This window comes from Nocardia sp. NPDC058480, from assembly GCF_042720495.1.
GTDB lineage: Bacteria > Actinomycetota > Actinomycetes > Mycobacteriales > Mycobacteriaceae > Nocardia.
The window spans coordinates 17,599-31,335 of the sequence record NZ_JBHXMN010000009.1; the positions used below are offsets into that span (position 1 = coordinate 17,599).

A 13,737-nucleotide genomic window follows, 5' to 3' on the forward strand; every position below is an offset into this window, starting at 1 on the left:
GCCGGTCTATATGATGGCTCGATCTGCACGGTGCGGGATCGCCGCGCGCGTACAGGCTCGATGAGAGGTGAATGAACCCGAATGGAAACTGCCCGTCGTTCTGCCCGCGGTAACCGCCGTCGCCGATCGAGCAGTCCGACATTCGGGCAGTTGCTGACGGGGGCCGTCGAATCGGCCGCCGATCGGGTCGCGGTTCGGTTCAACCCATCCGGTGACCCCGCCGATCAGCGTCAGCTCACCTACTCCGAGTTCGACCAGCAGTCCTCACAGTTGGCCCGCGCGCTCATCGCCCGCGGCATCGGCCCGGGCCACGTGGTCGCCATCGGCATCGCCCGCGGTATCGAGTCGGTGCTCGCCGTGTGGGCGATCGCCAAGACCGGCGCCGCCTACGTTCCGGTCGACCCGAACTACCCGGCCGACCGCATCGCCCACATCGTGTCCGACTCCGGCGCGGTGCTCGGGCTCACCACCGCCACTCATCGCGAGGTGCTCGGTACGGCGCTGACCTGGCTCGAGCTCGACGACGCCGAGACGGACACCCACATCGCGGCCCAGCCCGCGCACCCGATCTCCTACACCGACCGGATCCGCACCCTCGACGAGCGGCACCCGGCCTACGTCATCTACACCTCGGGTTCCACCGGCAAGCCCAAGGGCGTCGTGGTGACCCACACCGGTCTGGCCGGTCTGGTCGCCGCCGAGCGCGCGCACTATCGCGTCGCCGCCGACTCGCGCGTGCTGCACGTGTGTTCGCCGAACTTCGACGTGTCGGTGCTGGAGTTGCTGCTCACCTTCTCCGCGGGCGCCACCCTGGTGATCGCGCCTCCCGGTGTGTTCGGTGGCTTCGAGCTTGCGGATCTGCTGCGCCGCGAACAGGTTTCGCACATGCTCATCACCCCGGGCGCGCTGGAATCGGTCGATCCGACCGACCTGGACGACCTGCGGGTAGTGGTCGTCGCCGGCGACAAGTTCGGCCCGGAACTGGTCGGTCGCTGGGCTGTCGGCGAGCGTGAGTTCTACAACGGCTACGGCCCCACCGAGGCCACCATCCTGGCCACCAGCACCCCGCCGATGGATCCGGCCGCGCCGGTGACGATCGGTGCCGCGATCGCCGGTGTCGGTGCGTTCGTGCTGGATTCGCGGCTGCGGCCGGTGCCATCGGGCGTGATCGGCGAGCTGTACCTGTCGGGTCCCGCACTGGCACAGGGTTATCTGAACCGGCCCGCGCTCACCGCGGAACGTTTCGTCGCCAGCCCCTTCGGCACCGAATCCGGTGACGCGAACGCGCGCCTGTACCGCACCGGAGACCTGGTGCGGCGCAGCGAATCAGGTGACGGTGTCATCGAGTACATGGGGCGCTCGGACTTCCAGGTGAAGATCCGTGGCTTCCGGATCGAGCTCGGCGAGATCGACAACGCGCTTACCGCGCACCCCGACATCGACTTCGCGGCCACCCTCGGCAAGACCCTGCCTTCCGGTGTGACAGCGCTGGTTTCGTACGTGATGGCTCGTTCCGGTGCCACCGTCGATGTGGCCGCGCTCGACGCGTTCCTCGCGGAATCGTTGCCCGGCTACATGATTCCGGCCGCGATCATGGTCTTGGACCGGATCCCGCTGACGCCGGTGGGCAAGCTGGATCGAAAGGCGTTGCCCGAACCCGTCTTCGCGGTGCGCGAGTTCCGTGCGCCCGCTACCCCGGTGCAGCAGGTGGTGGCCGGTGTCTTCGCCGAGTTGCTGACCGCCGGTGCGCCGGAGGAGATCCGGGTCGGCGCCGACGACGACTTCTTCGAGCTCGGCGGTAACTCGCTGCTGGCCGCGCAGGCAGCCACGCGCATCGGGGCCGCACTCGACACCCGCGTGCCGGTGCAGTTGCTGTTCGAGGTCAGTACGGTCTCCGGGTTGGCCGAACGCGTGGAGCGCCATATCGGCACCGGTTCGGGTCAGGAACTGGTCGCGCAGCAGCGCCCCGATTCGATCCCGCTGTCGTTCGCCCAGCAGCGGATGTGGTTCCTCAACCAGTTCGACCCGGCCAGTGCCGTGAACAACATGCCGATCGCGGTGCGCCTGTCGGGTGCGCTCGATGTCGAGGCGTTGCGTGTCGCGGTCACTGACCTGGTGGCGCGCCATGAGGTGCTGCGCACGATGTACCCGCCGGTCGACGGGGTCGGCACGCAGCTGGTGCTGCCGCTGTCGGACCCGCGCGCCGTGCCCACCCTCGCGGCGGACGACGCAGGCGAGGACGCGATCGCCGCCCTGGTCACCGAGACCGTCGGCGCGGGCTTCGACGTCACCGTCGCCCCGCCGCTGCGGCTGCGCCTACTGCGGCTGAGCGCGACCGAGCACGTGCTGGTCTGCGTGATGCACCATATTGCCGGCGACGGTGTGTCGATGGGCCCGCTCACTCGCGACCTGATGACCGCCTACGTCCAGCGCAGCGCGGGTAGCGCGCCGGGCTGGCCCGAATTGGCCGTTCAGTACGCCGATTTCACGCTCTGGCAGCGTGCGGTGCTCGGCACCGAGGACGACCCGGAGTCGATCCTGACCCAGCAGATCGACTTCTGGCGCACCCAGCTCGCCGGTGTGCCCGACCAGCTCGAGCTGCCGATCGACCGGCCGCGACCCGCGACCGCCTCCTACCGTGGTGCGAGCCTGGACTTCCGGATTCCGGCGCAGGTGCATGCCGGGCTGGATCAGCTTGCGCGCACGCACAATTCGACGCTGTTCATGGTGGTGCACGCGGCGCTGTCGGCACTGCTGGCCAGGCTGTCCGGCAGCACCGATATCGCCATCGGCACTCCTGTCGCCGGTCGTGGTGACGCCGCGCTCGACGACCTGATCGGCATGTTCGTCAACACGCTGGTGCTGCGCACCGAGGTCGACCCGGCAGCCGGTTTCGACGAGCTGCTCGCCCAGACCCGCGCGGTCGATGTCGCGGCGTTCGGCCACGCCGACGTGCCGTTCGAGCGATTGGTCGAGCTGCTCGACCCGGCCCGTTCGACCGCCCGGCATCCGCTGTTCCAGGTGATGCTCGCCTTCCAGAACATGGCACGCACCGCACTCGAACTGCCCGGACTGACCGTCGCGGGCGTCGAGCTGACCATGCCGTTCGCCAAGTTCGACCTGCAGTTCGAGATGGTGGAGGACACCGATCGCCACGGTGCGCCGCACGGCATCGCGGTCGGGCTGACCTATGCCACCGATCTGTTCGACGCGGACACGATTGCCGGGATCGCCGATCGGTTCCAGCGGCTGCTGGCCGGGATCGTCGCCGCACCGGCCGAGCCGCTCGGTGCGATCGAGCTCCTGGAGCCTGCCGAGCTGGACCGAATTCTGGTGCAGTGGAACGACACTCGCCACGACCTCGCGCCGGAACTGCTGCTCGATGGCTATCGGCGTGCCGTGGCCGAATATCCCGATGCCGTCGCCCTCGCCTATGAGGGCGCCGAGCTGACCTATCGGGAGTTCGACGAGCGGGTCAACCGGCTCGCCCGTCTGCTGATCACACAGGGCGTCGGGCCGGAATCCCTGGTCGGGCTCGCCGTTCGGCGCTCGCTCGACCTGGTGGTCGGGATGTACGCGATCGTGACCGCCGGTGGGGCGTATGTGCCGATCGACCCGGATCATCCGGCCGATCGCATCGCGCACATTCTCGATACCGCCGCGCCCGCCGCTGTCCTGAGCACCACCGCGGATGCGATCGAGGTGCCCACTGGTGTGCCGGTGATCCTGGTGGATTCCGTTGCGCTCGAGGAGTTCTCGGCCGCGCCGGTCGAGTTGACCGAGCTGGTTCGGCCCGGGAATCCGGCCTACGTCATCTTCACCTCCGGTTCCACGGGGCGGCCCAAGGGTGTGGCGGTGTCGCACGCGGCGATCGTCAACCAGATGGCGTACATGGGCGCCGAGTACGGGATCGGCCCGTCGGATGTGTACCTGCAGAAGACGCCAGCCACCTTCGACGTGTCGCTGTGGGGTTACTTCCTGCCGCTGCGGACCGGCGCGAAGCTGGTCGTGTCGACCCACGACGGACACCGCGATCCGGTGTACCTCGCCGAAACCATCGCGGCGCAGGGTGTCACGCTCACCGACTTCGTTCCGTCGATGCTCTCGGTGTTCGCCGCGCACACCAGCGCCGGTTCGATTCCGAGTCTGCGCGCGGTGTTCGCCGCCGGTGAGGCGCTGCCCACCGAGACCGTGGCCGACGTGGCCCGCGTCTGCACGGCGCGGGTGCACAACCTGTACGGACCTACCGAAGCTGCTGTCACCGTGACGCGTTGGCCCGCAAGCGATTCCGATCGCGGTTCGGTGCCGATGGGCGTGCCGGAATGGAATACCCGTGTCTACGTATTGGATTCGCGGCTGCGCGCGGTGCCCGCCGGAGTGGTGGGCGAGTTGTACCTGGCCGGTGACCAGCTCGCGCGCGGCTATGTCGCCCGCCCCGGTCTGACCGCGGATCGGTTCGTCGCCAACCCCTTCGAGCCCGGCGCGCGGATGTACCGCTCCGGTGACCTCGTCCGCTGGGGTGGATCGTCGGCCGGGCCCGCGCTGGAATACCTGGGCCGCACCGACTTCCAGGTGAAGTTCCGCGGTCAGCGCATCGAGCTCGGCGAGATCGAGACCGCCCTGCTCGCGCAGGACGTGGTCAGCCAGTCCGTGGCTTTGGTGCTCGACACCGCATCGGGTCAGCATCTGGTCGCGTACGTGGTGGCGCGCCCCGGCGAACAGCCCGACCCCGCGGCACTGCGGACGGCCGTCGCGGAATCGCTGCCCTCCTACATGGTTCCGACCGTCGTCACGGTGCTCGACAGCTTCCCGCTGAACCCGAGCGGCAAGCTCGACCGCAAGGCGCTCCCGGCCCCGGCCTTCACCGCGGGCGAGTTCCGTGCGCCCGGCACCCCCGCCGAGGAGATCGTCGCGGGGGTCTTCGCGGAACTGCTCGGCATGGCCCGGGTCGGCGCCGACGACGACTACTTCGCCCTCGGTGGCAACTCGCTGCTCGCCACCCGCGCGATCGCCCGCATCAACGAGGCGCTCGACGCCGACCTCGCCATCCGCGACCTGTTCGAGACACCCACCGTGTCGGCCCTGGCCGCGCGCATCGGTGGTGCGAGCGGTGCCGCCGCACGGCCGCCGCTGGTCGCTACCGAACGCCCGCAACGGATTCCGCTGTCGCTGGCACAGCAGCGCATGTGGGTGGTCAACCAGGTCGACCCGACCTCGGGCTCCTACAACATCCCCTTCGCGATCCGCCTCACCGGCGAGCTCGACGTGACCGCGCTCGACGCCGCGGTTATCGACGTGCTCGGCCGCCACGAGTCCCTGCGCACCTTCTTCCCGGTGGCCGGTGACGCCGTTTCCCGGGGTGGCGCCGGTCGAGTCGACGTCGATGCTGAAGGCGTGGCCGTGGCCGATGGCGGCGCATCCTCGGACGGCGTCGCCGTCTCCGCGGGTTCCGGGCGAGACGAGCCCGCACGCGGTAGCGCTGGGATCGACGGTGTCACATCCGGTGACGCCGGTCGTGGACCAGTCGGTGGTGACGCCGCAGCGGGTGGCGTCGTGGTGGCCGATGGGATGCCTGTCCAGGTGGTCCTCTCCGCGGCCGATGCGCTGCCCGGTGGGCTCCAGATTGAGACGACCACCGACATCCTCACTCGTGCGGCCGAACTGGCAGGCGCGGGCTTCGACGTGACGCGTGAGGTTCCGCTGCGCGCGCGGTTGCTCACCGACGGCAGCTCGGCCGACTGGCTGCTTGTTGTTGTGGTGCACCACATCTCGGCCGACGGCGCCTCGCTGGCACCGCTCGCGCGCGATCTGATGACCGCTTACGTGGCCCGTGCTGCGCAGCAGAGCCCGGCGTGGGCGCCGCTGGAAGTCCAGTACGCGGACTTCGCGCTGTGGCAGCGGGCGGCCGTCGGGGACGACGAGCAGCCGGAATCGCCTGCCGCCGTTCAGCTCGACTATTGGCGCAACCAGTTGGCCGACGTGCCACCGCTTGTGGAGCTGCCGCAGGATCGCCCGCGTCCGGCGGTGCCGACCCTGCGCGGTGCCACCGCCGAGCTGCGCCTGCCCGCCGAGGTGCATGCAGCGCTCAATCACCTTGCGCGCGAACATAAGTCGTCGCTGTTCATGGTCGTGCACGCGGCGCTGGCCGTGTTGCTCGGCCGCTTGTCGGGCACCTCCGACATCGCCATCGGCACCGCTGTCGCGGGGCGGGGTGAGCGGGCGCTCGACGAGCTGGTCGGCATGTTCGTCAACACCTTGACGCTGCGCACCACACTCGATCCGGCCGGTTCCTTCGACGAGGCCGTCGACGTGGCCCGCGAGACCGATCTCGGCGCGTTCGCCAATGCCGACCTGCCGTTCGAGCGGGTCGCCGAGGTCGTCGCGCCGGGTCGGGGCAGTGCTCAGAGCCCGCTGTTCCAGGTGGCGCTCACCTTCAGCAACAACGAGGCGGCCGCGCTCGAACTGCCCGGCCTCACCGTGAACGCGCTGGAAACCGCGGTCGCGGCCAAGTTCGACCTGCAGGTGGACGTCGAACCGCGCTTCACCGCCGCCGGTGATCCCGACGAGCTGGTCACCCTGTTCAACTACGCCACCGACCTGTTCGACGAGGCCACCGTGCGCAGCATCGGCGCCCGCTTCGCCCGCATCCTCACCGCCGTCGCCGCCGACCCGCAGATCCGCATCGGCGATATCGACATCCTCGACGAGTCCGAACGTGCCCGGCTGCTCGCCGGCGCGGCACAGGCGCCCGCGCCGAGCACCCCGTCGGGCGGCACCACGCTCGCGCAGGCCTTCACCGCCGCCGCTGAAGACGACCCCGACGGCCCTGCCCTCGTCTGGGGCGACGACGCGCTGACCTATGACCAGCTCGACGCCCGCTCCGCCCGCCTGGCCCGCCTGCTGATCGGCCGGGGTTTCGGACCAGGAGACGCGGTGGCCGTTGATCTTTCGCGCGGCATCGACTGGGCAACGGCGGTCTGGGCGATCCTCAAGGCAGGCGCGACCGTGGTCCCGGTGACCGGCGCCGAGCTGCCTGCCGACCCCGCCGCGAAGCTGGGTATCACCGTCGGCGAACCCCGCGGGGTCGACTGGATCTCACTCGACGACCCGGCGATCAAGACCGAACTGTCCACCCAGTCCGCCCGCCCGGTCACCTACGCCGATCGCACCCGCGCCCTGCGTGGCGGCGATCCGGCCTTCGCCGGCGCCGACGGCACCCGCAGCTACGACGAACTCGCCACGGCGGGTGCGCAGGTGCGCGCCGACACCGACCTGACCTTCGAAGCGCGAACCTTCGGCTATGGCGCTGTCGACACCTTCGCCGCGCTGGTCGAGCCGGTCGCCGCGGGTGTTGCGGGTGCGTCGATGGTGCTGGTGCCCAGTGTCGCGGACGGTCGGTTGTCGGCTGGCAGGCCTGCGGCTGTGCGGTCGGCGGGTGGTGCGGATGCGTTGTCGGCGCAGGTGTCTGCCGTCGGCGTCGCAGGCGCGTCGGCGGTCCGGGCTCCGAATGGGCCCTCGGACACAGGGATCGCCGCTGGTGCTGGCATCGGATTGTCGGCGGCATTGGCCGAGGAGTGGGTAACCCACTTGTTCGGTGATCAGGCGGGGATCGAGGCGGTCGACACCGCCGAGCTCGGCGATCTGCAGGCGCTGATCGCCGACGATGCCGCACCGGGCAACCCGGGAGCGGCCGGGGTAGTGCTGGTACTCGGCGATCTGCGCGCTCCGGTGGCTTGAGCCCCGTGCTCGGGGCCCGCTGCGGGACAACAAGTTTCGGTGATGGGTGAGGTGGAACAGCTATGACACGACCGGCGAGAACCCGACCGGTACGTACACGTCGCCCGCGCGTTACCGCGTTGGCGCAGCTGCTGGCCACCGCGGTCGAGACCAACCCCGACGGTCTCGCGGTCGTCCTCGCCGACGCCACCCACACCATCGGCAGCCTCACCTACGCCGAACTCGACGCCCGCTCCAACCGCATCGCCCGCCTGCTGATCGGCCGCGGCATCGGCGCGGGCGACCTGGTGGCCATCGGAATCCCGCGTTCGATCGAGTCGGTCCTTGCGATCTGGGCCGTCACCAAAACAGGTGCGGGCTTCGTCCCCGTCGACCCGAACTACCCCGCGGACCGCGTAGCCCACATGGTCTCCGACTCCGGCGCGGTCTTCGGACTGACCGTCGCGGCTGTCGCCGGTGGCCTCCCCACACAGGTGGAATGGCTCGAACTCGACGCCGGCCAGCCGTTCGACGATCTCTCCGGCGAGGCGATCACCTCGGCAGACCGGCTTCGTCCGGTTCGAGCCGAGGACCTCGCCTACCTCATCTACACCTCCGGCTCCACCGGCCTGCCCAAGGGTGTCGCGGTGACCCAGGCCGGGCTCGCTGGATTCAGCGCGGAACAGCAGCGGCACCTCGGTGTCGAATCCGGCTCGCGCACTCTGCACTTCGCCTCACCCTCGTTCGACGCCTCGCTGCTCGAGCTGCTGCTGGCGATCGGCGCGGGCGCCACGATGGTGATCGTCGACCCGAGCGTGTACGGCGGCGACGATCTGGCCGCCCTGCTGCGGCGCGAGCGGGTGAGCCACGTTTTCATCACGCCGGCCGCGCTGGCCTCGATCGACCCGGACGGGCTCGACGACTTCCGGGTGGTGGCGGTCGGTGCTGAGGCTGTTCCGCCGGATCTGGTGCGGCGCTGGGCGATTCCGCTCGCCGACGGGACCCTGCGCGAATTCCGCAATGTGTACGGGCCCACCGAGACGACCATCGTCACCAACATCAGTGTGCCGCTGAAACCGGGTGACCCGATGACCATCGGCGGCCCGATCAACGGCGTGGCCGAATATGTTCTCGACGACCGGCTCGGCCCCGTTCCGCCCGGCGTCACCGGCGAGCTCTACATCACCGGCGCCCAGCTGACCCGCGGCTACCACGCCCGCCCCGGCCTCACCTCCTCGCGATATATCGCGAATCCGTTCGACCCGGCCGGTTCTCGCCTCTACCGCACCGGCGACTTGGCCCGCTGGACCGCCGACGGTGCGCTGGACTATGTGGGCCGCAACGACTTCCAGGTCAAGATCCGTGGTTTCCGGATCGAACTCGGCGAGATCGACGCGGTGCTATCGGCGCACGAAAGTCTCGACTTCGCTGTCACCGTCGGCCACGAACTCGACAGCGGCGCAACCATTCTGGTGTCCTACATGCATGCGGCGCCTGGTGCGATCATCGATACCGCCGCACTCACCGCCTTCGCGGAGCGCAGTCTGCCCGCGCACATGGTGCCGACCGTGCTGATGGAGCTCGACACCATCCCGCTCACCCCGGTCGGCAAACTCGACCGAAGGGCGCTCCCCGCGCCGATCCTCGAACATGCCGAATTCCGTGCTCCCACCACACCGGTCGAGCAGATCGTGGCGGGCACCTTTGTTCAGGTACTCGGCCTCGGCGACACCCAGCTCGGCCTCGACGACGACTTCTTCGCCCTCGGCGGCAACTCGCTGATGGCCACCCAGGTCGCCGCCCGCCTCGGCGCCGCACTGGACACCGACTTCGGAGTCCGGCTGCTGTTCGAGGCGTCGACGGTGGCATCACTGGCACGGCGACTCGCCGAATCCGCCGGCGCGGGTGCCCGTCCCGCGCTGACGGCGGGGGAGCGGCCCGCGCGGATCCCGCTGTCGCTGGCCCAGCAGCGGATGTGGTTCCTCAACCAGTTCGACCCGGGATCGGTCGCCTACAACATCCCGATGGCGGTGCGGCTGCACGGCGCCATCGATGTCGAGGCGCTGCGCGCGGCCGTGGCCGACCTCGTCGCCCGGCACGAGACCTTGCGCACGATCTATCCCGAGACCGACGACGGCCCGATCCAGCAGATCCTGGCCGAGACCGAGGCGACGCCGCGGCTCGAGGTGCGCTCGATCGCGCCCGATCAGCTCACCGCCGCCATGCGCGAGTTCGGTTCGTCGGGATTCGATGTGCGTGGCCAGGTGCCGTTGCGGGTCGCGCTGTTCGAGCTCGACGCCGACGAATCGGTGCTCGCGGTGGTCGTGCACCACATCGCCGGTGACGGTTCTTCGCTCACGCCGCTGACCAGGGACCTCATGCTCGCCTATGCGGCACGCTCGGCGGGCAGCGCGCCGGAGTGGGCGCCACTGGCCGTGCAGTACGCCGACTACGCGCTGTGGCAGCGGGCCCTGCTCGGCAGCGAGGACGACCCGCAGTCGCTGGCCTCGGCCCAGCTCACCTACTGGCGTGATGCGCTGGCCGGGCTGCCCGACCAGCTCGACCTGCCCGCCGACCGGCCGCGTCCCGCCGTGCAGTCCTTCGCCGGTGGTCGCGTCCCGATCGAGGTCGGCGCCGAAACCCACCGCGCCCTACTGGCTTTGGCGCGCAAGCATGGTGCGACGCTGTTCATGGTCGTGCACACCGCCCTCGCGGTGACCCTGGCGAGGCTGGCGGGTACCGACGATCTGGCCGTCGGTACTCCCATCGCCGGCCGCGGCGAGGCCGCGCTCGACGACCTGATCGGCATGTTCGTCAACACCCTGGTCTTTCGAACCACCCTCGCCGCCGGCGAGTCGTTCACCGAACTCCTTGCCCGCCAACGTGATACCGACCTGCAGGTGTTCGCGAACGCGGACCTCCCGTTCGAGCGACTCGTCGAGGCGATCAACCCCGCCCGCTCCACGGCCCGTCATCCACTGTTCCAGGTCGGCTTGTCCTTCCAGAACCTCAGCCGCACCGGCCTCGAACTCGGCGAGACCGCGGTCGAGGGCGTCGACGTGGACCTGGCGGTATCCCAGTTCGATCTGCACGCCATCGTCGCCGATGCCTACGACAGTGCCGGAGTCGCGCAGGGGATCAGCGGCGTATTCACCTATGCCACCGACCTTTTCGACGCGTCGACCGCCCAGGCCTACGCGGATCGGTTCGCCCGGGTTCTCACCGCGATCGCCACCGCGCCCGAGCGCCCCGTCGACGAGCTCGACCTGCTCTCCGATGCCGAGCGGCAACGAATCCTGCACGACTGGAACGCGACCGACTACCCCTGCCCGTCCGCGACGCTGGCCTCGCTGTTCGCCGATACCGCGGCGGCAAATCCGGATGGCCTCGCGCTGATCGACGCCGAGGGCGCACAGCTCACCTACCGTGATCTCGCCGCTCGCGTGAATCAGCTCGCGCGACACCTGATCACGCAGGGCGTGGGAGTCGAGGACCGCGTTGCCCTGGCGATGCGACGTTCCACCGACCTGGTCGTCGCGATGTATGCGGTGACCCAGGCCGGAGCCGCCTACGTTCCGGTCGACCCGGATCAACCGGCCGACCGTATCGCGCACGTCCTCGACACGGCCGCCCCCGCAGGTGTCCTGACCACCGTACGCGACGGTTTCGCGCACAATGGCGTGACCGGCGCGTCGGTGCCGGTGATCGTCGTCGACACCATCGACGTGTCCGCGGTCTCGACCGCGCCGATCGCGGCGAGCGAGCGGATCGGCGTGCTGCGCCCGGAGAGCACGGCGTACATCATCTTCACCTCCGGCTCCACCGGCAAGCCGAAGGGTGTGGCGGTCTCGCACGGCGCGATCGTCAACCAGTTGCTGTGGAAGACAGCCGCTTTCGGTCTCGGCCGCGACGACTCGGTCCTGTTGAAGACCGCCGCCACGTTCGACCTCTCGGTCTGGGAATTCTGGTCGGCCGCGATCTGCGGTGGCCGCCTGGTGATCACCGCCCCCGACGGCCACCGTGACCCGGCCTACCTGCTCCGCGTGCTCGCCGCGCACTCGGTGACAACCTTGCATGTAGTGCCTTCGATGCTCGATGCGCTGATCACCGAATCCGCAGGCGCTCTGCCGAATTCGCTGCGCCGCGTCCTCGCCATCGGCGAGGCCCTCCCCGCCGCGACCGCCCAGCGTTTCCTGGCGACAACCTCGGCGGCACTGCACAACCTGTACGGCCCCACCGAGGCCGCGGTCTCCATCACCGACCACCGCGTCACCACCGCCGATCGGACCACGGTTCCGATCGGCCGACCCGAATGGAACAGCCGCGTCTACGTTCTCGACGCCCGGCTGCGCCCGGTTCCGGTAGGTGTCGCGGGTGAGCTGTACCTCGCGGGCGCGCAGCTCGCTCGCGGGTACTTCGCCCGCCCCGACCTCACCGCGGACCGCTTCGTCGCCGACCCCTTCGCCGGGTTCGGCGCATCGGCCGACGAGCCCGTTGCGGGGCCATACGACTCCGTGGCTCCGAACCCCGATGGCCGAGAACACGGCGGCGCACGCATGTACCGCACCGGTGACCTCGTCGCCTGGACCGCCGATGGCGAACTCGAATACCGCGGTCGCACCGACTTCCAGGTGAAGATCCGCGGTTTCCGCATCGAACTCGGCGAGATCGAAGCTGCCTTACTCGCCGCACCGCGGATCGCCCAGGCAGCGGTCCTCGCCACGACGGATCCGCGACTCGGCGACCGGTTGGTCGCCTACGTTGTCCCCGCGCCCGACACAACGCTGACCGCCGCGGATGCCAAAGCCGCAGTGGCGCAGGTACTCCCGTCCTACATGGTGCCCTCCGCCTTCGTCGTCCTCGACCACCTCCCGCTGAACGCGAACGGCAAACTCGACAGAGCCGCACTCCCGGAGCCGGTACTCGAACCGCGCCGCTACCGCGCACCCGAGACAGCGCACGAGATCGCCGTAGCCGCCTTCTTCACCGAGGTTCTCGGCGCGCGAACCCCCGGCCTCGACGACGACTTCTTCGCTCTCGGCGGCAATTCGCTGCTGGCCACCCGTGTCGTGCACCACCTACGCGAACACACCGGCGTCGAACTCACCGTCGCCGCGTTCTTCGCCGACCCGACCGTCGCCGGTCTCGCAACGAGAATCAGCGACGGCCCGGCCACCGACACCGACCTCGAAGCCGCACTCGCGGTCGTCCTCCCGATCGCCCGCCGCGGCACCCGCCCGCCGCTGATCTGCCTGCACCCGGTCTCCGGCCTGGCATGGGCCTACGCCGGCCTCGTGCCGCATCTGCCCGACGACCAGCCCGTTGTCGGCATCCAGTCACCCGCGCTGAGCGACCCGGAATTCCGGCCCACATCAGCCGGCGAACTGGTCGACCGTTACCTGGCCGAAATCCGTGGCGTCCAACCGCACGGCCCCTATCAGCTGCTCGGCTGGTCCCTCGGCGGTGTGCTCGCGCAGGCGGTCGCGACCCGCCTGCAAGCCGAGGGTGAGACAGTGGCGTCGCTGACGATGCTCGACAGCCTCCCCGGCGCCGCACTGGCCGATTTCGGTACCGAATTGCGGCATGTGCTGGTCGAACTCGGCTTACCCGAGCATCAGCTACCCGACCAGCTCACCGAACTGGGCGATGCGGCACTGGAATCGCTGCACGCCGCGCTGGCGGGCGACGCGCCGATCTCGCGCGCGCAATTCGTCGGCATGTACCGCGGCGCGCTGCACTCGGTGGCGTTACTCACCGAGCTCGAACACGCCCGATTCGAGGGCGATCTCACCTATTTCACCGCCATGCGGACCCCCCAAAAGCTGGGGGACGGCGCCTCGCGATGGCGGCCGTTCGTCAGCGGGATCATTGCTGACCACCCGGTCGATGCCACCCACCAGCAGCTGCTCGACGCTGTGTCGATAGCCACGTCCGGACCGGTAATTGCGCAGGTCGTCGCGGGTGTGGACGGATCCGGCGATACACGTCCGTAACGGACTCCATGGGCATTACGATCCTGTT

At 69.6% G+C, this 13,737-nt stretch carries 1 protein-coding gene and 1 pseudogene; both read left to right on the forward strand.

Going from position 1 to position 13,737, the window contains the following annotated elements; genetic code table 11:
- Window positions 1–81: 81 nt before the first annotated feature.
- Window positions 82–7,737 carry an amino acid adenylation domain-containing protein gene (locus ACFWO8_RS21280; RefSeq protein ID WP_378953612.1) on the forward strand — a complete coding sequence of 2,552 codons (7,656 nt, stop codon included), beginning with the start codon at window positions 82–84 and terminating at the stop codon, window positions 7,735–7,737.
- A 68-nt stretch (window positions 7,738–7,805) separates the two neighbouring features.
- Window positions 7,806–13,709: pseudogene (locus ACFWO8_RS21285) on the forward strand (amino acid adenylation domain-containing protein); the annotation flags it as partial.
- Window positions 13,710–13,737: the final 28 nt, after the last annotated feature.

Excerpts from the sequence above, each read along its gene's own strand:
- ACFWO8_RS21280 (WP_378953612.1), top strand. The coding sequence starts at position 82 with ATGGAAACTGCCCGTCGTTCTGCCCGCGGTAACCGCCGTCGCCGATCG.